At 59.5% G+C, this 20,750-nt stretch carries 25 protein-coding genes; 8 read left to right on the top strand and 17 right to left on the bottom strand.

Annotated features, from left to right (window positions below; translation table 11 throughout):
- Window position 1 precedes the first annotated feature (1 nt).
- Both ACYP2Q_RS08795 and ACYP2Q_RS08790 read right to left on the bottom strand, forming a co-directional pair.
- A complete protein-coding gene (locus ACYP2Q_RS08795; RefSeq protein ID WP_459730128.1) occupies window positions 2–595 on the bottom strand; it encodes a hypothetical protein in 594 nt (197 codons plus the stop codon).
- A complete protein-coding gene (locus ACYP2Q_RS08790) occupies window positions 561–1,301 on the bottom strand; it encodes an SURF1 family protein (RefSeq protein ID WP_459730127.1) in 741 nt (246 codons plus the stop codon). Before ACYP2Q_RS08790 ends, ACYP2Q_RS08795 begins: the two co-directional genes overlap by 35 nt.
- A gap of 70 nt (window positions 1,302–1,371) precedes the next feature.
- On the opposite strand from ACYP2Q_RS08790, the gene ACYP2Q_RS08785 reads away from it, so the two are divergent.
- Window positions 1,372–1,575 (top strand): twin transmembrane helix small protein, encoded by a 204-nt coding sequence (locus ACYP2Q_RS08785; protein WP_008064738.1) that lies wholly within the window; start codon window positions 1,372–1,374, stop codon window positions 1,573–1,575.
- Between the two features lie 3 nt (window positions 1,576–1,578).
- On the opposite strand, the gene ACYP2Q_RS08780 is transcribed toward ACYP2Q_RS08785, so the two are convergent.
- From ACYP2Q_RS08780 to coxB, 4 genes are all read right to left on the bottom strand, one after another.
- Window positions 1,579–2,466 carry a cytochrome c oxidase subunit 3 gene (locus ACYP2Q_RS08780; protein WP_459730126.1) on the bottom strand — a complete coding sequence of 296 codons (888 nt, stop codon included), beginning with the start codon at window positions 2,464–2,466 and terminating at the stop codon, window positions 1,579–1,581.
- A 25-nt stretch (window positions 2,467–2,491) separates the two neighbouring features.
- Complete coding sequence (locus ACYP2Q_RS08775; protein ID WP_034149469.1) at window positions 2,492–3,043, bottom strand: cytochrome c oxidase assembly protein; 552 nt, start codon at window positions 3,041–3,043, stop codon at window positions 2,492–2,494.
- Between the two features lie 123 nt (window positions 3,044–3,166).
- Window positions 3,167–4,765, bottom strand: coding sequence for a cytochrome c oxidase subunit I (gene ctaD, locus ACYP2Q_RS08770; RefSeq protein WP_459730125.1), 1,599 nt, complete (start codon window positions 4,763–4,765; stop codon window positions 3,167–3,169).
- An 82-nt stretch (window positions 4,766–4,847) separates the two neighbouring features.
- Window positions 4,848–5,975, bottom strand: a complete 1,128-nt coding sequence (gene coxB / locus ACYP2Q_RS08765; protein WP_459730124.1) for a cytochrome c oxidase subunit II — start codon at window positions 5,973–5,975, stop codon at window positions 4,848–4,850.
- Between the two features lie 370 nt (window positions 5,976–6,345).
- Here coxB and ACYP2Q_RS08760 point away from each other — a divergent pair, with 370 nt between their 5' ends.
- A complete protein-coding gene (locus ACYP2Q_RS08760) occupies window positions 6,346–6,996 on the top strand; it encodes a hypothetical protein (protein WP_459730123.1) in 651 nt (216 codons plus the stop codon).
- A 101-nt stretch (window positions 6,997–7,097) separates the two neighbouring features.
- Here the strand turns inward: ACYP2Q_RS08760 and ACYP2Q_RS08755 are convergent, their stop codons facing one another.
- The 5 genes from ACYP2Q_RS08755 to prlC all read right to left on the bottom strand — a co-directional run bounded on the left by ACYP2Q_RS08755 (window position 7,098) and on the right by prlC (window position 13,221).
- Window positions 7,098–8,624 (bottom strand): SulP family inorganic anion transporter, encoded by a 1,527-nt coding sequence (locus ACYP2Q_RS08755; RefSeq protein WP_459730122.1) that lies wholly within the window; start codon window positions 8,622–8,624, stop codon window positions 7,098–7,100.
- A 90-nt stretch (window positions 8,625–8,714) separates the two neighbouring features.
- Complete coding sequence (locus ACYP2Q_RS08750) at window positions 8,715–9,446, bottom strand: carbonic anhydrase (protein ID WP_046818688.1); 732 nt, start codon at window positions 9,444–9,446, stop codon at window positions 8,715–8,717.
- A gap of 241 nt (window positions 9,447–9,687) precedes the next feature.
- Window positions 9,688–10,746: a PA0069 family radical SAM protein gene (locus tag ACYP2Q_RS08745; protein WP_459730616.1), complete on the bottom strand. Its 1,059-nt coding sequence runs from the start codon at window positions 10,744–10,746 to the stop codon at window positions 9,688–9,690.
- 112 nt (window positions 10,747–10,858) lie between these two features.
- Window positions 10,859–11,146 carry a YheV family putative zinc ribbon protein gene (locus tag ACYP2Q_RS08740; RefSeq protein ID WP_046818691.1) on the bottom strand — a complete coding sequence of 96 codons (288 nt, stop codon included), beginning with the start codon at window positions 11,144–11,146 and terminating at the stop codon, window positions 10,859–10,861.
- Window positions 11,143–13,221: an oligopeptidase A gene (gene prlC, locus ACYP2Q_RS08735; protein ID WP_459730121.1), complete on the bottom strand. Its 2,079-nt coding sequence runs from the start codon at window positions 13,219–13,221 to the stop codon at window positions 11,143–11,145. The genes ACYP2Q_RS08740 and prlC overlap by 4 nt, the downstream gene beginning before the upstream one ends.
- 62 nt (window positions 13,222–13,283) lie before the next feature.
- Between prlC and ACYP2Q_RS08730 the strand changes: the two genes are divergently transcribed.
- Window positions 13,284–13,829, top strand: a complete 546-nt coding sequence (locus ACYP2Q_RS08730) for a gamma carbonic anhydrase family protein (RefSeq protein WP_459730120.1) — start codon at window positions 13,284–13,286, stop codon at window positions 13,827–13,829.
- Window positions 13,830–13,857: 28 nt separating this feature from the next.
- Entirely contained in the window at window positions 13,858–14,508 is a 651-nt protein-coding gene (locus ACYP2Q_RS08725) for an HAD family hydrolase (protein ID WP_459730119.1), read from the top strand.
- A 54-nt stretch (window positions 14,509–14,562) separates the two neighbouring features.
- Here ACYP2Q_RS08725 and ACYP2Q_RS08720 read toward each other — a convergent pair whose 3' ends face one another.
- Window positions 14,563–15,639 (bottom strand): aminopeptidase, encoded by a 1,077-nt coding sequence (locus tag ACYP2Q_RS08720; protein WP_459730118.1) that lies wholly within the window; start codon window positions 15,637–15,639, stop codon window positions 14,563–14,565.
- 59 nt (window positions 15,640–15,698) lie between these two features.
- Between ACYP2Q_RS08720 and ACYP2Q_RS08715 the strand changes: the two genes are divergently transcribed.
- Both ACYP2Q_RS08715 and ACYP2Q_RS08710 read left to right on the top strand, forming a co-directional pair.
- Window positions 15,699–16,121 (top strand): PA0061/PA0062 family lipoprotein, encoded by a 423-nt coding sequence (locus ACYP2Q_RS08715; RefSeq protein WP_459730117.1) that lies wholly within the window; start codon window positions 15,699–15,701, stop codon window positions 16,119–16,121.
- Window positions 16,122–16,161: 40 nt separating this feature from the next.
- Window positions 16,162–16,581, top strand: coding sequence for a PA0061/PA0062 family lipoprotein (locus ACYP2Q_RS08710; protein WP_459730116.1), 420 nt, complete (start codon window positions 16,162–16,164; stop codon window positions 16,579–16,581).
- 6 nt (window positions 16,582–16,587) lie between these two features.
- Here the strand turns inward: ACYP2Q_RS08710 and ACYP2Q_RS08705 are convergent, their stop codons facing one another.
- Both ACYP2Q_RS08705 and ACYP2Q_RS08700 read right to left on the bottom strand, forming a co-directional pair.
- Window positions 16,588–16,821: a DUF1161 domain-containing protein gene (locus ACYP2Q_RS08705; protein ID WP_459730115.1), complete on the bottom strand. Its 234-nt coding sequence runs from the start codon at window positions 16,819–16,821 to the stop codon at window positions 16,588–16,590.
- Window positions 16,822–16,967: 146 nt separating this feature from the next.
- On the bottom strand, window positions 16,968–17,399 hold the full coding sequence (locus tag ACYP2Q_RS08700) for an OsmC family protein (RefSeq protein WP_459730114.1): 432 nt from the start codon (window positions 17,397–17,399) through the stop codon (window positions 16,968–16,970).
- A 240-nt stretch (window positions 17,400–17,639) separates the two neighbouring features.
- Here ACYP2Q_RS08700 and ACYP2Q_RS08695 point away from each other — a divergent pair, with 240 nt between their 5' ends.
- On the top strand, window positions 17,640–18,641 hold the full coding sequence (locus ACYP2Q_RS08695) for an LLM class flavin-dependent oxidoreductase (RefSeq protein WP_274073854.1): 1,002 nt from the start codon (window positions 17,640–17,642) through the stop codon (window positions 18,639–18,641).
- Window positions 18,642–18,718: 77 nt separating this feature from the next.
- Here ACYP2Q_RS08695 and ACYP2Q_RS08690 read toward each other — a convergent pair whose 3' ends face one another.
- Together ACYP2Q_RS08690 and ACYP2Q_RS08685 are read right to left on the bottom strand one after the other, a co-directional pair.
- Window positions 18,719–18,943 (bottom strand): DUF1161 domain-containing protein, encoded by a 225-nt coding sequence (locus ACYP2Q_RS08690; RefSeq protein WP_459730113.1) that lies wholly within the window; start codon window positions 18,941–18,943, stop codon window positions 18,719–18,721.
- Between the two features lie 123 nt (window positions 18,944–19,066).
- Window positions 19,067–19,282: a dodecin gene (locus ACYP2Q_RS08685; RefSeq protein WP_010465710.1), complete on the bottom strand. Its 216-nt coding sequence runs from the start codon at window positions 19,280–19,282 to the stop codon at window positions 19,067–19,069.
- 157 nt (window positions 19,283–19,439) lie between these two features.
- On the opposite strand from ACYP2Q_RS08685, the gene ACYP2Q_RS08680 reads away from it, so the two are divergent.
- Window positions 19,440–19,766 carry an ElaB/YgaM/YqjD family protein gene (locus ACYP2Q_RS08680; RefSeq protein WP_020798079.1) on the top strand — a complete coding sequence of 109 codons (327 nt, stop codon included), beginning with the start codon at window positions 19,440–19,442 and terminating at the stop codon, window positions 19,764–19,766.
- Here the strand turns inward: ACYP2Q_RS08680 and ACYP2Q_RS08675 are convergent.
- On the bottom strand, window positions 19,739–20,656 hold the full coding sequence (locus tag ACYP2Q_RS08675) for a LysR family transcriptional regulator (RefSeq protein ID WP_459730112.1): 918 nt from the start codon (window positions 20,654–20,656) through the stop codon (window positions 19,739–19,741). The two genes, ACYP2Q_RS08680 and ACYP2Q_RS08675, sit on opposite strands and share 28 nt — an antisense overlap.
- Window positions 20,657–20,750 lie beyond the last annotated feature (94 nt).

Genomic DNA, 20,750 nt, shown 5'->3' with positions numbered 1-20,750 from the left:
CTTATCCGATGTTGGACAGTTTCAACAGGTGACGCAGGTCGTTCAGCAAGTCCTTGCCCTTCACCGACGGGTCATAGCGCAACACCAGGTTGCCGTGGGGGTCGATGATCCACAATTGCGGCGCGGTCTTGTCGCCATGGGTCTTGGTAAAGGTGGAGAGGTCCAGCGGGTAGCGTTGCAGCTGCGGGTATTCGCGGGTCAGCTTGGCGTCGTAGTCACTGCTAAGCGGCTGTGCCACGGCGATGGCATGGCTGGCCCGCCCGGCATCGCGCCCCAGGCCGATCTGCACCTGCCGCGCCAGATACACCAATTGCTGACAGTCCACCGCACACGCTTTGGGCGCGGTAACCAGCAGCTGCCAGCGTTGCTCGTCGGCCTGCACGCCAAGGTCGGCGCGGGACTGGCCGTTGCCTATCAGCTCGCCGTGGTAACTGCGACCCTCCGGCACCCAGAACTGCAATTTGTACATGCCGGTGGCGAGGATCATCGGACCGATCACCCCGAGCAGAATCAGCAGCAGTTGCAGGCGACCCTTGCGCCGGCTCGCCGGCGTTTTGGCCTCAGACATGCTGGGTGGATTCATGGCCGCTCCCATGGTGTTTCTCCTTTGCGTTGTGCCAGCCGAGGTAGAGATAAAGGCCGAACAGGGCGATCGCCAGGGCGAACCACTGCACGGCGTAAGCGAGGTGTTTTTCCGGGCCCATGGCAACGACTGGCCAATCGGCCTGGTACGTCGCGGGGCCGGTTTCTGCGCGTAGTTCGTAGGCAAAACCTTCGCGGCCCAGGGCTTTCCAGAGCGCGTTCGGGTCAATCGCCGTCAGCAGTTTTGGCCAGGTACTGGTGTTGGGGTCCGCGTGGAGCTGGAAGGTGGCGCCGGGAGGAACGTAGACCCAGGCGTCAAGACTCAAGGGCGCGTCGGGCGTCGTGAATTGCGGCGGTGTACGCCGGTCCGGCCACGGCAGCCAGCCGCGATTGACCAGCAGCCACAGTCCGGTGGCCTGATCCTGAAAGGGCTGCAACAATTCGACCCCGACCTTGCCGCCGCGCTGACGGTTATCCAGCAAAAGACTGTGGGCGGCATCGAACTGGCCGTGCAGGCGAACCGGGCGGAAGGCCGGATCTGCGGTGTGTTGCAGTTCGGTGCTGGCCATTGGTTCGGCGGTCCGGCGCTCGGTGTAGCTTTGCAGCAGCGCGCTTTTCTCCGCGCCCCGGCTCAATTGCCAGAACCCGAGCGACACCAGCAGCGGCAGCAGCAGCGCCACCACCAAGGTCGGAATGATGCCCGGCCGAAAGCGCTTCATGGCATCGCCAGAAAGTCGGTCGTCGCGATAGCTATACTCAAGTGCATCGCTTGTCCCCCGGAGTTCCACCATGCTCAAAGCAGCTATCGTCCTGATGCTGATTGCCACGGTTGTCAGCCTGTTCAGCGGCCTGTTTTTTCTGGTCAAGGACGACAGCAGCTCGAACCGCCTCGTCATTGCCTTGAGTGTTCGTGTAGCGCTGGCCGCCATCACCGTCGGCTTGATCGCCTGGGGTTTTTTCAGCGGTCAGCTGGTCTCCCATGCCCCTTGGTAAGGGTTAGAGCACATAGACGAAGACGAACAACCCGATCCACACCACATCCACGAAGTGCCAGTACCAACTCGCTGCCTCGAAGCCGAACTGGTGCTCGTTGTCGAAGTGTCCACGCATGATCCGCATCAGCATCACGAACAGGATGATGGTGCCGATCGTCACGTGGGCGCCGTGGAACCCTGTGAGCATGAAGAACGTGGCGCCGTAGATGCCCGAACCGAGGGTCAGGCCAAGTTCGTGGTAAGCGTGCATGTACTCTTCGGCCTGGAAACCGAGGAATGCGCAGCCCAGCAGCACGGTGAGCGCCAGCCAGATTTTCAGCGCGCCGCGATGACCCTTTTTCAAGGCATGGTGGGCGATGGTCACGGTCACGCTGGAGCTCACCAGCAACACGGTGTTGAGCAGCGGCAGCCCCCAGGGACTGATGACTTCCTTGGGCGGCGGAAAGAGTTTGGAATCCGGGTTGTTGAGCAGCGGCCAGGTGAACTCGAAGTTCGGCCACAACATATGGGCGATGCCTTTGGCGCCTTCACCGCCCAGTGCCGGGCCGGACACGTGGCGCACATAAAACAGCGCCCCGAAGAAGGCGATGAAGAACATCACTTCCGAAAAAATGAACCAGCTCATGCCCCAGCGGAACGAGCGATCCATCTGCGCGCTGTACAAGCCGCCGCGACTTTCCTTGATTACCGTGCCGAACCAACCGAACAGCATGTAGGCCAGCAGCAGGCCGCCAACGAAAAAGATCAGCGGGCCGTGGGATTCCGGCCGCGCCGCTTTCAGATCGTTGAACCAGGTGGCCAGGCCGAACACCGTGACGAACATCCCGACCGTGGCGATGATCGGCCATTTGCTCTGGGCCGGAACGTAATAATGTTCATGAGTTGCCATTTATTGTTCTCCTTATCGGGCACGCTCAACCGCCAGTATTGACTGCGACCGGTGGATGTCGGGCGGTGATATCGAACAGCGTGTAGGACAGCGTCAGGTGCTTCACATCCTTGGGCATGTCGCGGTCAACGATGAAACGTACCGGCATCTCGATCCGTTGACCGGGCTGCAGCACTTGTTGGGTAAAGCAGAAGCATTCGGTCTTGTGGAAGTACGCCGCCGCCGCGCTGGGCGCGATGCTCGGTACCGCCTGGGCGCTCATCGGTTTGTCGGTGGGATTGTGTGCGATGAAGATCATCTCGTTCACCGCCCCGGGGTTGGCCGTCAGCTCATCGTGCTTGGGATAGAAATCCCAGGACATGTCGGCGGAGTTGGTCGACAGGAACTGCACGCGCACCTGCCGCGAGGTATCGACCGTTTGCTCGCCCTCGTACTGCCCGGCGGTCTTGCCGTTGATGCCGAATGCCTTGCACATCACGTCGTAGATCGGCACCAGGGCAAAGCCGAAGACAAACATCGCTACCACCACGAGCAATAGGCGAGTGACGAGCTTCTTCATCGAAATCGAATCAGCCATGATTCCAAACCTCCGCCGAAACTCCTGTAGGAGCCGGCTTGCCGGCGATGCAGACACCGCGGTCTGTCAGATAAACCGCGTTATCGTTCATCGCCAGCAAGCCGGCTCCTACAAGGACCGTGTTCATTTGACTTCCGGCGGCGTGGTGAAGGTGTGATACGGCGCCGGCGACGGGATGCTCCATTCCAGGCCCTCAGCCCCATCCCACGGTTTGGCCGGTGCTGGCGGGCCACCACGAATGGTCTTGATCACGATGAACAGGAAGAACAGCTGCGTGGTGCCGAACATGAATGCGCCGATCGACGACACCATGTTGAAATCGGCGAACTGCAGGTTGTAGTCCGGAATCCGCCGCGGCATGCCTGCCAGCCCCACGAAGTGCATCGGGAAGAAGGCCATGTTCATGCCGATGAACGACAGCCAGAAATGCAGCTTGCCGAGGGTTTCGTCGTACATGTGGCCGGTCCACTTTGGCATCCAGTAGTAGGCCGAGGCGAAGATCCCGAAGATGGCGCCGGGCACCAGCACGTAGTGGAAATGCGCGACCACGAAGTAGGTGTCCTGGTACTGGAAGTCCGCCGGGGCGATGGCCAGCATCAATCCGGAAAAACCGCCGATGGAGAACAGGATCACGAACGCCACGGCAAACAGCATCGGCGTCTCGAAGGTCAGCGAGCCCTGCCACATGGTACTGGCCCAGTTGAATACCTTGACCCCGGTGGGCACCGCGATCAGCAACGTGGCGTACATGAAGAACAGCTCACCCACCAGCGGAATGCCGACCACGAACATGTGGTGCGCCCAGACGATGAACGACAGGAACGCAATACTTGCCGTGGCATAGACCATCGAGGTGTAGCCGAACAGTGGCTTGCGCGAGAAGGTCGGGATGATCGAGCTGACGGCACCGAAGGCCGGCAGGATCATGATGTACACCTCGGGGTGGCCGAAGAACCAGAACACATGCTGGAACAGCACCGGGTCACCGCCACCGGCGGCACTGAAGAAGCTGGTGCCGAAGTGGATGTCCATCAGCATCATCGTCACGCAACCGGCCAGTACCGGCATCACCGCGATCAGCAGGAATGCGGTGATCAGCCAGGTCCAGACGAACAGCGGCATTTTCATCAGCGTCATGCCGGGGGCGCGCAGATTGAGAATGGTCGCGATCACGTTGATCGCACCCATGATCGAACTGATCCCCATCAAGTGGATGGCGAAGATGAAGAACGTCACGCTTTCCGGCGCATAGGTCGTCGACAGCGGCGCATAGAACGTCCAACCGAAGTTGGGTCCACCTCCTGGGGTGAACAAGGTCGAAACCAGCAGAATGAACGCCGCTGGCAACAGCCAGAAGCTGAAGTTGTTCATCCTTGGCAGCGCCATGTCGGGTGCGCCGATCATCAGTGGGACCATCCAGTTGGCGAGGCCGACAAAGGCCGGCATCACCGCACCGAAGACCATCACCAGACCGTGCATGGTGGTCATCTGGTTGAAGAATTCCGGCTGGACGATCTGCAGCCCTGGCTGGAACAGTTCGGCGCGAATCACCATCGCGAACGAGCCGCCGAGCAGGAACATGGAGAACGCAAACCACAGGTACAGCGTACCGATGTCCTTGTGGTTGGTGGTCAGCACCCAGCGCATCAGGCCTTTGGCGGGGCCGTGGGCGTGATCGTGGGCCGCGCCGGTATGAACATGGTCATCGACTACAACAGTCATGTCCTGTCTCCTGCAAACAGATGGGCTGGGCAGGCCGGGGCGCGATGCCCCGACGAGTTCCTTGGGTGCGCAATAGACCGGGTCATTTGCTTTCCGCCTGTTTCAGCTCCAGCACTTCTTTAGGGGTGACCATGTCGCCCTTGTTGTTGCCCCAGGCGTTACGCTCGTAGGTCACGACCGCTGCGATATCGACTTCCGACAGTTGCTTGCCGAACGCCGCCATGGCGGTGCCGGGCTTGCCATGGAAGACAATACTCAGGTGGCCTTCTTTCGGTCCGGTAGCGATTTTCGAGCCCTTGAGCGCCGGGAACATCGGCGGCAGGCCCTGGCCCTCGGCCTGGTGACAGGCCACGCAGGTGGTGTGATAGATCTTGTCACCGCGCTCTTTGAGCTCGTCGAGGGTCCATTCCTTGCTGGTCAGCTCCTTCATCTGGGCGGCTTCAGCCTTGCGTTCACCCAGCCACTTTTCGTAGTCGGCCTTTTCCTTGACCTCGACCACGATCGGCATGAAGCCGTGGTCCTTGCCGCACAACTCGGCGCATTGGCCACGGTAGATGCCGGGCTTTTCGATGCGGGTCCAGGCTTCGTTGACGAACCCCGGGATCGCATCGCGCTTGACCGCGAAGGCCGGCACCCACCAGGAGTGAATCACGTCGGCGGAGGTCACCAGGAATCGCACCTTGGCGCCGATCGGTAGCACCAGGGGCTTGTCCACCTCGAGCAGGTAATGCTCGTTCTTGGCTTCCTTGTTATGGATCTGATCGGCGGGAGTGGCCAGGTTGCTGAAGAACTCGACGTCCTGGCCCAGGTACTTGTAGTGCCATTTCCATTGATAGCCGGTGACCTGAATATCGATGTCCGGCTCACTGGCGTCGTACATCTTGATCAGGGTGGCAGTCGCCGGAACCGCCATGGCCACCAGGATCAGGAACGGCACGATGGTCCAGAGGATTTCGACGGTGGTGCTTTCATGAAATTTTGCCGCCACCTGCCCGGTAGAGCGGCGATGGAGGATCATCGACCAGAACATGGCGCCAAAGACGATGATGCCGATCACTACACAGATCCAGAAAATGGTCATGTGCAGGTCAAACACAGCGTGACTGATTTCAGTCGCTCCAGGCGCCATATTCACAGTCCAGGCCGCTTGCGCCTGACTGAAAATCGACCACAACAGGAGGCCCATCCAGACATGTGGATGTCGCATCATTGCGGGTTCCCCTTATCGTTCTTGTTATCCCGCCGGCTTTCACCTGCGGCAAGGGAGCGGCTGCATCAGACTACGAACTTGAATCGCCGGGCCTTGCTGCAGTTGCAGTCGGGCGTCATCAGCTAACTCCATTCCAACCCGAGTATAGACAGCGACTCTCACCTCGCAATGTGCGGGCGTAAATCAACTGAAACAGCATTAACTTGCGTTGCAGGGCACGAATGGAGAAGGATGCAGACGAGTGGTGGCCATTCGATATAACTTTGATGTCTCAAGGATGAAATAATTATGACAAATGCGTCTTAGCATTTTTCGTAAGCCAGCTAAGTTATGTCTTCCCTATTTCATTGCCTTGTTTCCTGGAGTTTTCATGAACACCGCCGCATTGCGCGAGCAGATCCAAAAAGCCCAACAACATGAAGCCGAGACCGGCCTGCTGACGCGTCAGCTGGAAAGCCAACTACCGCACCTGCACCCGTCGATCCAGCTACCGGAGACGGATGCCAAAGGCGTGCTGACGCGTTTTGTCGCCGCCTATATCGAAGAAGTACCTGATCTGCTGGATGCAGCCAATGAAGTTGCCAGGGAAGCGGGTATCGAGTCACAGATCAAACCGGTGCTGAAAATCGCCGAACAGTACTTCCTCCAGCCGCCGACCATCATGAACGGTCACGTCGGGCTCGACAGCCTGCTGGATGAAGCCTACCTGGCGCATCGGTTCGTCGAAGAGGTCAACGACCTGTACATCAAGCATTTCGGCCAGCCACTGATCCCCTTGGACATGACTGTCGCCAATCTGATCGCCCACCAATTGATCGGTGAGGCGTTCGCCAACCAACTGGATGAGGTGGTGCATCACGCTGTGGACGAGATGCTCAACGACGAAAGCTTTGCGCTGGAGTCGGTGGAGGCCTACCGCGAGAAACTCAGCAGCCCGGACACTGGCGCTGCATGGAAGCGCTGGCCGTGCATGTCGCGCCGCCTGGGCGTGGGCCTGGAGCTGGATCAAACCATCGCCTGACTCCACCCCCTGTAGGAGCCGGCTTGCTGGCGATCCAGACGACACGGTCCGCCTGACACACCGCGTCGCCTGGATCGCCAGCAAGCCGGCTCCTACAAGGTTCAGGCCGTGGAGCCTATACCGGTGTTGGTCCGCACCCGCCCCTCCAACCTGCGTTTCAACCCCCGCGCCTCAATCAACAGCTTCGAACCCTTGGCCGCATTCGCCCGACCCCATTCCTCCAGCAACTCCAGGCACGAGTGATCGATGTAGCTCAAGTTATTGAGCGGCACATGCACCGTCGCACCCGCTGGAATGCTGCCCAGAACCTGCGTCAACGCCGGCACCTTGAGAAAGGTCGCCGCACCCACCAGACGCAGTTCCATTTCGCCGTCCTGCGCCAGGTCGATCAGGCTTATTTTCAGCCGTGAAGCTTTCAGCGCCAATTTCACCAAGGTCAGGCCGAAGCCGACCAGCACGCCGGTCAGCAGGTCAGTGAAGATGATCGCCAGCGCTGTCGCAGCGTACGTGAACATCGGCATCCGCCCGTAGCGGCCCAAACCGCGAAAGGCCTTGAGATCGACCAGTTTGAAACCCGTGTAGACCAACACACCGGCCAGGCTCGCTACCGGAATGCTTTGCAGCACGCTCGACAGCAACATCACGAACGCCAGCAGCCACAAGCCGTGGAAAATCGTCGAATAGCGCGTGGTGGCACCGGCTTGGACGTTGGCCGAGCTGCGTACGATCACCCCGGTCATCGGCAAAGCGCCGAGCAATCCGCAAAGCATGTTGCCGACGCCTTGGGCAGACAGTTCGCGGTCGAAGTCCGATCGCTGGCCATTGTGCATACGATCGACCGCGGCGGCGGACAGCAGGGTTTCGGCGCTGGCGATAAAGGCTACCGCGAACGCCGCGATGAGCAGCGTGGGGTCAGCCAGGTTGAGCAAGTCCGCCGGTTTCAGCCAGTCGATGGCTTCAGCCAGGTTGGCCGGCACTTCTACCCGTTTGACTTGCAGCGCCAGGACCAGGCTGGCGATGGTGGCAAGTCCTACTCCGAGCAGTGCGCCGGGCACGAAGCGCAGGGAATGGGGGCGCAGCTTTTCCCACAGCCACATCACCCCGATCGTTCCCAGCCCGAGCAAACCGGCCTGCCAGCCAAAGGATGGCAACGCCTGGGCCACGGCGGCCGGGAAGGCTGCCAGGTTATCCAGCCCCGAGGGCTTGGGCGTGGCGTCCAGCATCACGTGTATCTGTGACAGGACGATCAACACCCCGATCCCGGCGAGCATGCCATAGACAACGGCGGGTGCCGTTACGCGAAACCAGCAGCCCAGTTTCAACCGACCGGCGACCAGTTGCAGAAAGCCCGCCAACAGCAGGATCGGCCCGAGCATGGCCACGCCATGCTGACGTACCAGTTCGAACACCAATACCGCCAGTCCTGCCGCCGGGCCGCTGACTTGCAATGGCGAGCCAGCCAGCCAACCGACCACCAGTCCACCGATGATCCCGGTAATCAGGCCTTTGGCCGGTGGCAGTCCCGAAGCAATGGCAATGCCCATGCACAGGGGCAGGGCGACCAGAAACACAACCACCGAAGCCAACAGCTCCCGTGGCAGCACAGCTTTAAGTTGCGCAGCACGCATGATGATTCTCCCGAAGTTTTCTTCAGGCGTGGCGAAGCCAGGCTGCCTGATCGGCAGCCTCGGCTGAACCACACGGGTATTTAGGAGGATTTAGAAGCGCGCTTTGGGCGTCGCGACCGGAATAGGCAGGCTGCCATTGAGCGGCAGGAAACAACCCTTGTCGGCGTCGTAGGCTTTTATTTCGCTGGTTTCGATGTTGTACACCCACCCGTGGATGAACAACTGACCATTGGCCATGCGCGAGGCTACCGAGGGGTGCGTGCGCAAATGCTGCAACTGCGCAATCACATTTTCCTCGGTGAGGATGTGCATGCTTTCGTTTTCATCGGCGCAGTTGCAGTTTTCCTGGACCATGGTCTTGGCCACTTCCGCATGCCGCAGCCAGGCTTTGACCGTGGGCATCTTTTCCAGGCTCTGCGGGTTAAGAACTGCACGCATGGCGCCGCAATCGGAGTGCCCGCAAATGATTATGTGGTGCACACCCAGGGCCAGCACGGCGTACTCGATGGCCGTGGAAACGCCGCCGTTCATTTGCCCGTAAGGTGGCACGACGTTGCCGACGTTGCGGGTCACGAACAGGTCGCCGGGGGCGCTGTGGGTGATCAGTTCGGGAACGATGCGCGAATCGGCGCACGCAATGAACATGGCGCGCGGACGCTGGGCCGTGGCGAGTTTCTTGAAGAGTTCTTCCTGTTGCGGAAAGATCTCATGATGAAAATGCAAAAAGCCGTCAACAATATGCTGCAGCGCTGCATCGGCGGTTTCCGCCTCGGGTTGGGCAGAAGCCGACGCAGCCAACGGCTGTTTATCCTTGTCACTCATGATTCATCCTCTTTGGCGGAGTCAGGGATATTCCCGTTTTGTCCGGTGTGAAGCCAGTGGCTGTTTAAAAAACATCCAGGTCGTGAAGCTCGACCCGTCAGTCACTCGATGAACAAGGTAGCCCTCGAATCTTAACTCAAACTGAAAAAACCGCTCTAGAACCTGTGTTCCAGGTCACAAAAAACGTGACTGGCCCAAAGTTTGAGCGCGTTCCCCAGTAGTCAACATAGGCCAATTGTCCTCAAATCAGTGACATTTGGCGACCCGGCGGACAAAAGGCTTCGCAATCCAGGTTGAAACCCTCCCGATGGTTGAGCCCCAGTCGCTTGATGGCCTTGGCAAATCGTTGGGCCAACAGATCGGCAAAGGGACCTTCACCGCGCATGCGTGCGCCGAAGCGACTGTCGTATAGCTCGCCGCCCCGGCTCTGGCGAATCAGGCTCAGGACATGCGCCGCACGTTGTGGATAGTGGGCAGCCAGCCATTCCTCGAATAGCGGCGCGACTTCCAGGGGCAGGCGCAACATCATGTAAGCGGCGCTGTGTGCTCCGGCAGCATGGGCCTCTGTGAGCAGGTTTTCGATTTCGCTGTCGTTGATCATCGGTATCATCGGTGAACACAGCACGCCCACCGGAACCCCCGCTTCGCGCAACACCCTGATCGCCCGTAATCGGGCCTTGGGGGCCGCCGCGCGGGGTTCGAGGATACGCTTGAGCTCGTCGTCCAGCGTGGTCAGGCTGATCATCACCGCCACCAGCCTTTGTCGGGCCAGTTCCGCCAGCAGGTCCAGGTCGCGCAGGATCAAAGAACCTTTGGTCACGATTGTTACTGGATGACGGTAACGCAGCAGCACTTCGAGGGTTTGGCGGGTGATCTTGTAATCACGCTCGATGGGCTGGTAAGGATCGGTGTTGGAACCCAGGTTGATGGGCGCGCATTGGTAACCACGCCTTGAAAGCTGTTCCTCCAATATATCTGCGGCATTGGTCTTGGCGATCAGCTTCGTTTCGAAATCCAGGCCTGGCGACATGTCCCAATAGGCGTGGCTGGGCCGCGCATAACAGTAGATGCAACCGTGCTCGCAGCCGCGATAAGGATTGATCGATCGATCGAAGGGCAGGTCTGGTGAGTTGTTGCGGGTGATGATGGTTTTCGCGGTCTCGATGGACACCTCGGTGCCTTGGGTCATCGGCGCTTCCTGAAACCAGCCGTCGTCCTCGGCCACCGAGCGATGGGGGGCGAAGCGATTGTGCGGGTTGGTCGCAGTGCCGCGACCGCGAGGGGGCAATGGCGTGTTCATGGGGATAGCTCGCATGCTGTATGTCCATACAGTATACTGCGAGGGGGCGAGTGACCAGTGCCGTTTGGCAGCTTCTCCCACGGCATTGCGCCGTGGAAGATGTCGGTTCTACTCAGTGCTGTTCGTCCGGCTTTTTCTTCAGTTTCGGGTTCGGAAAAAACTGCACCGCCTGAACCTTGGTGTCCGCCGGCTTGAGCGCGGACGTGTTGACCCGGGTGCCCAGTTCCTTGGGAACGGACAGACCTTGTTCATTCAGCGTATCGGAGTAACCGCAGGCCACGCACTCGCGATGCGGCACATCGTCCTCGCTCCACATCATCAACTTGTCCGGTTCGCTGCAGGCCGGGCAAACCGCGCCGGCGATAAAGCGTCGTTTGGTAATCACAGGACCCTCACTCATGCTGCCGCGCCCTCACTCAGGCCGCTGTGGCGCAAGAGTGCGTCAATCGACGGCTCGCGACCACGGAAGTCGACGAACAGCACCATCGGCTCCTGAGAACCGCCGCGCGCCAGGATCGCTTCACGAAACGCACGGCCGGTGTCGGCATTGAGTACGCCTTCTTCCTCGAACTTCGAGAAAGCATCGGCCGAGAGCACTTCAGCCCATTTGTAGCTGTAGTAACCCGCCGCGTAACCGCCGGCGAAAATGTGCGCGAAGCTGTTAGGGAAACGGTTGTAGACCGGAGGACGCATCACCGACACCTCGTCGCGCACGCCTTCAAGCACTTGCAGCACGCTGCGACCGTCGCCGTGGGTGGCGTGCAGTTCGAAGTCGAACAGCGAGAATTCCAGTTGGCGGACCATCATCAAGCCGGACTGGAAGTTTTTTGCCGCGAGCATTTTCTGCAGCAGATCCTGGGGCAGTGGTTCGCCGGTTTCGTAGTGACCGGAGATCAGCGCCAGCCCCTCTGGCTCCCAGCACCAGTTTTCCATGAATTGGCTTGGCAGCTCGACCGCGTCCCAGGCCACGCCGTTGATGCCAGACACGCCGGCGTGTTCGACGCGGGTCAGCAGGTGATGCAGACCATGGCCGAACTCGTGGAACAGGGTGGTGACTTCATCGTGGGTCAGCAGCGCAGGCTTGCCGCTGTCGGCCGGAGTGAAGTTGCACACCAGGTTGGCCACGGGGCTCTGCAGCACACCCTCGGCGGTGCGACGACGATCACGGGCGCCGTCCATCCAGGCACCGCCGCGTTTGTTGGCGCGGGCGTACAGATCGAAGAAGAAGCGGCCGACGTGCTGGCCGTTTTCCTTGATCTCGAACAGGCGCACATCGGGGTGCCAAGTGTCGAAGCCTTTCTGCTCGGCGATCTCGATGCCGTACAGACGCTGAACGATGGCGAACAGGCCACTGAGCACCTTGTCGATCGGGAAGTAGGCGCGCAGGGCTTCCTGGGCAACGCTGTAACGCTGCTCGCGAAGTTTTTCGCCATGGAAACCGCTGTCCCAGCTTTGCAGGTCCGGGCAGCCTTGTTCGGCGGCGTACGCCTTGAGTTGTTCCAGGTCCTGGGCGGCGAACGGTTTGCTGCGCTTGGCCAGGTCGCGCAGGAAATTCAGCACCTGATCGCTGGATTCGGCCATTTTGGTGGCCAGGCTCAGTTCGGAGAAACTGGCGAAGCCCAGCAGTTTTGCCAATTCCTGACGCAGGTCGAGGATTTCCTGCATTACCGGACCGTTATCATTCTGGCCGGCATTCGGGCCCTGGTCCGACGCGCGGGTGCAGTAGGCGGCGTAGACTTCTTCGCGCAGGGTGCGGTCGTGGGCGTAGGTCATCACCGCGTAGTAGCTCGGGAATTCCAGGGTGATCAGCCAGCCATCGAGGTCCTTGGCTTGCGCGGCGGCGGCCATTTGCGCCTTGGCCGAATCGGTCAGGCCGGCGAGGGCGGCCTCGTCGGTGATGTGCTTGGTCCAGGCCTGGGTAGCGTCCAGCAGCTGGTTGGAGAAGCGGCTACCCAGCTCTGACAGTTTGCTTTGCACTTGGGCGTAGCGCTTCTGCTCGGCTTCCGGCAGGTCGATACCCGACAGACGGAAATCGCGCAGGGCGTGTTCCAGGATAGTTTTCTGCGCTACGTCGAAACCGCCGGCTTCCAGGCTGTTGGCCAGGGCTTCATAGGCCTGGAACAGTTCACGGTTCTGCCCCATTTCGGTGGAGTAGGCGCTCAAGGCCGGCAGGCAAGCCTCATAGGCTTCGCGCAGTTCGGCGCTGTTGCACACGGCATTCAAGTGGCTGACCGGACTCCAGGCCGCACCCAGGCGGTCGTTGAGCTCGTCCATTGCCAGCACCAGGCCGGCCCAGGTCGGTTGTTTGCCCTGGGTCTTGAGGATCTCGATAATGGCGGCGCGGTTGTCAGCCAGGATCTGTTCAATGGCCGGTTGCACGTGCTCGGCACGGATCGCGGAGAACGGCGGCAGGTCGTAGGACTGCAAAAGAGGGTTGTTCACGCTCACGATTGGCACCTTGGCTGGAAGAAACATGCAGCCATCTTAATTACAATCGACGCTCACCGCAGCTATCAGCAACAGAGAGAAACCCTATCGTGAACCTTCGCAAGTATCAGAATCACACGCCATTGCTCGGCAAGGGCGCTTTTGTCGACGGCTCGGCGGTGGTGATCGGCGATGTCGAGATCGGTGAAGACAGCTCCGTCTGGCCATTGACGGTGATCCGCGGCGACATGCACCGCATCCGCATCGGTGCGCGAACCAGTGTGCAGGACGGCTGCGTGCTGCACATCACCCATGCTGGCCCGTTCAATCCCGATGGCTTTCCGTTGCTGATCGGCGACGACGTGACCATCGCCCACAAAGTCATGCTGCATGGCTGCACCGTGGGCAGCCGGGTGTTGATCGGCATGGGCAGCATTGTCATGGACGGTGCGGTGGTCGCCGACGACGTCATTATCGGTGCCGGTAGCCTGGTACCGCCGGGTAAATGCCTGGACAGCGGTTTCCTGTATGTGGGCAGCCCGGTAAAGCAGATCCGGCCGCTGACTGACAAGGAACAAGCCTTTTTCACCTACAGCGCGGCGAACTACGTGAAGCTCAAGGATCTGCATCTGGCCGAAGGCTACGACCAGATCTGAAACGTCTCGCTATCGCCCAGGAATTTTCATGCATTACCAAACCGTACTGTTCGACCTTGATGGCACCCTGACCGACCCGCGCGAAGGGATTACCCGTTCGATTCAGTTTGCCCTGGGCAAGCTGGGCATCGATGAACCCGACCTGAGCAAGCTCGAGCACTTCATCGGCCCGCCCTTGTTGCAGGCCTTCATGCAGTTCTATGACTTCGACGAGGCCAGGGCCTGGGAGGCGGTGAACTTCTATCGTGAACGCTTCAAGGTCACCGGGCTGTACGAAAATCGCGTATTCGACGGGGTCACGCCGTTGTTGGAAATGCTTGGCGGACAAGGGCGACAGCTGTACATCGCGACCTCCAAGCCCTGGGTTTTCGCCCGGGAAATCGCTCGGCATTTCGACTTCGCCAGACACTTCAAGGTGATCTATGGCAGCGAGCTGGATGGCACCCGGACCAACAAAGTCGAACTGATCGCCCATCTGGTGGCCGAAGAGGGCCTGGATCCGGCCAAGACCCTGATGATCGGGGACCGTAAGCACGACCTGATCGGTGCGCGCAACAACGGGCTGGACGCGGCGGCGGTGGGGTATGGGTTTGGCAGTCGGGAAGAGTTGAGCGCAGAAGCGCCGGCCTATCATTTTGAAACGCTGGACGAGATGCATCAGGCGTTTTTGCAGCGTTGATCAGAACGCCTTCGCGGGCTTGCCCGCGAAGAGGACCTCACCGCCACCGAAGATTCAGGATCCAGCCAACTCCTTCAACGCCGTCTTGCGCTCATCAAGCGGCAGCGCACCCAACTTCTCGACCTGCGCATAAAACCTCACCCAATCTCCACCCGCTTGCCTGAACAATGCCGTAAACGCCGGCACCCACTGGTCGTACAGGCCAAACGGCAACAATCGGGCATTGTTCATCGGCGCATTGATCCAAGCGTCATAACGTTTGTCTCCGGCCCATTGGCTATCACGCAGCTGACGGTATTCGATGCGCAACTGTTCGAACGCCTTGGCTTTACGCTGGCGCATTTGCTCAGGCGGCAGCGGCTGGCTGTAGAGTTTTTCCAGGCGGGTGCGGGTATCCAGGACCAGCTCAATGAACTGATCCCGTTGTTGCGACAGCAAGGTGCTGTCCGGCGGCAAGCTGCGAAACGCCCGCCATTGGCGGGTACCTTCCTGTTCGACGAAGGTGGCGAATGACTCGTTGAACTCAGTGTCATCCTTCACATAAATGCGTTGGTGCGCGAGCTCGTGAAAGATCAGCGCGGCCAGGCGTTCATCGCCCCAGCCCATCATGGAGTTCATGATCGGATCGTTGAACCAGCCCAGGGTCGAATAGGCCTCCACCCCACCGATGGACACGTCCATGCCTTGCAGGCGTTGCAGCGCCGCCTCGCCGCGAGCCGCGCTCTGGCTGTAATAGCCGCGATAGGCCACGCAACCGGCGATGGGGAAGCAGTGGTTTTGTGGCTTCAGGGAAAATTCCGGGGTGACAAACACGTTCCAGACGACATAGGGGCGGCCAATGTCGGCATACAAGCGGTAACTCTGATTATCCGGCAGGTGCAGTTGCTGGCTGGCGAAAGTCCGGGCCCTTTGTGATTGGGCCAGGTGAGCACGCAGTTTCTGATCGCGCTGTGGGTCGGCAATCACCCGGGCAACGGGCTCCCGTGCCCGCAGCAATTGCAGCTGACCACTGGCCAACTGACTGTAGTAGCTGATGCTGGAACAACCGTTGAGTAACAAAAACAACACACCCGGAAACAAAATGCGTAAAACGCGATCAAGTAACCCATGGCTTCGACGCGGCCTGATCAAAATAAAAAATCCCTGGAGAGTCTGCTCGCAAGACTATCCCGCTTGACTGGAGCTCCGCTATGCGCAAGTTGATGCTGACGGGAGGCCTGCTGACGCTGGCCGGTTGTGCTGGATTCGGATTACCTCACCATGATCCGACGCAAGCATGGATCGATCTGGAATCGCATCAGGAAGATACCGCCCTGCTGGCGCTGGAGGTGGATAACAAAGCGGCCGCCGACAAGCGCTATTTCGAGGTTCAACCCGGCAGCCATGAGCTGACAGTGCGCTACCAGTTTCCGGTCCAGCCCACCAATATCGGACCCAATGCCGAACCGCTGTGGCGTGACTGCCAGATGAATGTGAAATTCAACGACTTCAATGCGGGAGAGCGCTACCAGCTGCAAGCGGGAAATATCGGCTTCCGGCCATGGGCCAAGCTGTATGATCAACAACGAAAAGTGATTGGCCAGGGCACACCGGCGGGCTGCCAACGGACCTGATCGGCGCTATTCTGAATATCCCGACATTGGGACATTCATCATGCGCAGGTTGATGCTGTTACTGACCGCAAGTGCAGTGGCCGGCTGTTCTACGCCGATGCCAGCGGCCAATCCGCACATGGCGTGGGTCGACTTCTCTACGCCATTCCCCAACGATAAATTGCTGATGGCCGAGCGATTGGATAATCAACGCTTGCGCGACGGACGTTTTTTCCAGGTGACTCCCGGTGGCCACTTGCTGACCGTGCGCTTCGATTTCGAGGTGCCAGGCGGGGGCTCGGACTTGTTCGGCGGCTCCACCGAGCGGTTGTGCTACATGATCATCAAATACGATCATTTCGAAGCCGGTCAGCGCTATCTGCTACAAGCCCGCTCCATGGCGTTCACCCCTGAAGCTCGCCTCTATAACGCCAGGCACGAAATCGTCGCGCAAGACAGTCAGGTCAACTGTGTGCCGTAGGGCCGGTCAGCGGTTGTTTTTCTGGTAGATGATCTTCTTTGTGCCGTTTTCGCACGAGCCAACGACCATGTTCTGATCGTGCACTTCGTCATTGGTAACGATTTCCAGGGTATAGGACGTCACCCCGCTGGCCTGGATCTTGGCTTCGATTTCGGCCTTGAGTTCTTCACAAGGTTTAGGTGCCGCCAGGGCCGAAGTGGCCAGGGCGCAACAGATAACCGCCAAGGCAAAACGTTTCATGGTTGAAGCTCCTTGAGGCAGCGCGCACAGGTCATGCGTTTTTGCTGCTGTCATTTATTCGACCACAGTTTTGCCGGGCAAATCTGACGTGGCGCAAAAAAAGATCGCAGCCTTCGGCAACTCCTACAGGGCTGCGATCTTTTGATTCAACTGACCAAAGTCGCCTCCAGGCTGATTTTCGCATTCAGCACCTTGGATACCGGACAGCCCTCCTTGGCCTTGTTGCTCAACTCATCGAATTGCGCCTGGCTCGCGCCGGGGATTTTTGCCTTGAGAATCAATTTCACCGCCGTGATCGCAAAACCACCCTCAACCTGATCCAGGGTCACTTCGGCGTTGGTATCGATGCTGTCGGCCTTGAGGCCGGCATCGCCGAGAATCATGGAAAACGCCATTGAGAAACAGCCCGCGTGGGCGGCACCGATCAGCTCTTCCGGATTGGTGCCCTTGCCGCCTTCAAAGCGGGCCTTGAAGCCGTACGGCGCGTCCCGGAGTACACCGGTTTCGGTGGAAATCGAGCCGATGCCGGTTTTCAGATCACCTTCCCAGTGGGCCGATGCTTTCTTTGTGATAGCCATGCCTGTCTCCTCAAGATCCGGCGCGAAGCGTCGCGCCGTTGTGGTTTCGCTCGCTTGGGTTCTGAGGATAGACCGGGCAGCAAAGTTCAGCGCATCTGATCGCTGCGCCATTTTGTCAGTAAATTTCACCGTGCTATTGAAACTCGGGTATATGCCCTCATTGCATGAAACACGCTTATGGATTCGGCAGGTTTTCGTTTGTAACAAGAAACCTGCGCCCTCAATTGGAGAAGCAGGTTTATGAAACGTCTGTCCGATATCAAGTTCTCGACCCTCGACCTGGTGCCCGTGCGGGAGAATGGCAGCGCCGCCCAGTCATTGCGCAACTCGCTGGACCTGGCGCAGCACGTCGAAAAATTCGGCTATAACCGCTTTTGGGTGGCCGAACACCACAACATGGACGGCATTGCCAGTTCCGCGACCTCCGTGCTGCTCGGCTACCTGGCCGGTGGTACGTCGACCATTCGTGTCGGCTCCGGCGGGATAATGCTGCCCAACCACGCGCCGCTGGTGATCGCCGAACAATTCGGCACGCTGGAAAGTCTGTATCCGGGGCGTATCGACCTGGGGCTGGGCCGAGCACCCGGCTCGGACCAGATGACTGCCCGTGCACTGCGCCGGGAACGCTCTGGCAGCGCCGACGACTTCCCGGAAGATGTGGCCGAACTGGTGCGTTATCTCGGCCCACGCACGCCGGACCAACGCATCATCGCGATGCCGGGCACCGGTACCAATGTCCCGATCTGGCTGCTGGGCTCAAGCCTGTTCAGTGCGCAGCTGGCCGGTGAGCGCGGTTTGCCCTACGCCTTCGCCTCGCATTTCGCTCCGCGCTTCATGCATGAGGCGATTCGCGTCTACCGCAATCATTTCAAGCCTTCGGCAGTGCTGGACAAGCCTTACGTGATGCTCGGCGTGCCGCTGGTGGCCGCTGACACGGACGAGCAGGCCGACTATCTGGCGACCTCGGTCTTCCAGCGCATTCTCGCCCTGATGCGTGGCCAGAGCCTGGTGCAACGTCCGCCGGTGAAAACCATGGACGGGCTGTGGTTGCCCCATGAGAAAGAAGCCGTCAGTGATTTCCTGGGGCTGGCGATGATCGGCAGCCCGCAAAAAATCCGCGCCAGGCTGGAAGTGCTGATCGAGCAGACTCAGGCCGACGAGCTGATTTTCACCTGCGACCTGTACGAACACGCGGACCGCCTGCATTCCTATGAACTGCTGGCACAGGTCATGAAGGGCTGAGCAGGCTAACCGCAAAAAGCCGACACGTTGGCGTCGGCTTTTCGCTTGCAATCGGTTGGGGCTACCGTCTATTAGGACTACCGCTTGTAGACTATTTCCTTGCTGCCCTTCTCGCAGGTGCCGACGATTTTTCCGCCAGACGCATTGCCTTTATCGACAATTTCCAGCGAATAACCGGAAACGCCCTTGGCATCGAGCTTTGCCGCGATCTCGGCTTTCAATTCTTCGCAGGACTTGCCGCCATCAGCGAAGGCAGTACCCGCCAGGCTCAACAAGCCTACCGCCAAAATAAACTTCTTCATCGGTCGCATTCTCTGGTCGGATCAAAAAAAAGGCACCCAGCCATTGGCCGGAAACGCATCTAGCGCATTGCCATTTCCCTATGGCACTCGGCCAGCGCGCAAGTTCAGAAGACTAGACCAACCTCAGCTACTGGCAATCCGGAAGCCGACCTTGAGCGTCACCTGGAAGTGCGCAGCCTTGCCGTCCTTGATGTGTCCGCGGGTTTCGGTCACTTCAAACCATTCCAGGTGCTTGATACTTTTGTTGGCTTCGGCCAGGGCGTTGTTGATCGCGTCTTCGATACTGCTGGTGGATGAGCCGACGAGTTCGACTTTCTTATAGGTGTGATGGTCAGTCATGGCGTTCTCCTTAGGGTGTGAATTACAGCCTAGCAGTGATTTTCCGTCTTACTGCCTTCGGTCGCTGTGACATGGACGTTCACATTTACTGCACTTTCTCGAGTCCCTGAAGTCCCAACCAACACACGCCACTCATCAACAATGCAGGAGAGCCACCATGGCCAACAGCTCGTTACGTAAAGCCTCATTGCAAAGCATGGAAGCGGAGATCGAGAGTCTGCTCAAATCCTTGGAAAGCCTGAAGGACGACGCCTCGGACGAGTCGCGTAAAACCCTCAAGGTGTTGAAAGGCAATGCCGAGAACGCTTTGAGGCATTCGCGCCATCTGCTCAGCGATGCCTATGAAGAGGTCAAGGTCAAAACCCGTGAAACCGGGATTGCCACTCGGGATTATGCGCAGGAGCACCCTTGGACCACCGCCGGGGTTGCAGTCGGTGCACTGGGACTGCTGGCGGCCTACCTGCTGTTTAAACGCGGGGAATGATCTGTCTGGCGTAGCTCATTCTTGAGCCATAACGCCAGCTGCCTGGCGCGCCCGTCCGCGGCGCGCTTGGGTAGCCACAGGGCCAGGTGGGCGGGGGTTTCACAAAATCCCCAAGGGGCGACCAGGCGACCCGCCTTCAAGTCCTCAGCCACCAATGGCTCGGGGGCAATCGCCACCCCCAACCCGGCCACGGCCGCTTCCAGCAAGTAATACAGATGTTCGAAACCCTGACCGTACTTCAACGCCTTGGCGTCGAGGCCACTTTGCTGCGCCCAACTGGGCCAGGCTTGCGGGCGGGAAGTGGTGTGCAGCAACGATTCAGTGAGCAGCGCATTGGCAGGCGCCATTTGCAGGCGCTCATGACCGACGAACCGTGGGCTCATGACCGGGCCGATCCGTTCGCTGGCCAGTTCGAAGACCTGCATATCCGCGGGCCAGGGCGGTTCGGCAAACACCAACAGGGCATCCAGGCCCGGGCGACGGGGATCCAGATCGCCTTCGCCGGCAGACAAGTGCAGGCGCAGGTCGGGCAGGTCAGCGTTCAGCCGCCCCAGGCGCGGTATGAACCAGCGCGCCAGCAGGCTTCCTGAGCAGCCAAGGACGAACGGCGCATCAGCGGTACTTTGCGTGAGCTCGGCGCATACCGTGCGCAAGCGCTCGAACGCTTCGGCGCTGGCGTCACGCAGACGCATGCCGGCATCTGTGAGTTTCAGGCCGCGCCCGTCCTTGATGAACAAACTCACGCCGAGGTGTTCTTCAAGCACTTTCAACTGCCGGCTGACCGCACCATGAGTGACGTGCAGCTGTTCGGCAGCCTGACTTACGCTGTTCAGGCGGGCCGTGGCTTCGAAGGCGCGCAGGGCGTTCAACGGTGGGAGGTCGTGGCTCATGTGATCTGTGAGTTTTCCTGACAGGTTGCAGCGATCTTATCGGTTTTCAGCTCAGGGCGTCAGGGGTAGAGTGAAGCCCATCGTATTCCCAAGC

The sequence above is a fragment of the Pseudomonas sp. MHK4 genome (genome assembly GCF_054600775.1).
This window is presented reverse-complemented; position numbering and strand designations above follow the sequence as displayed.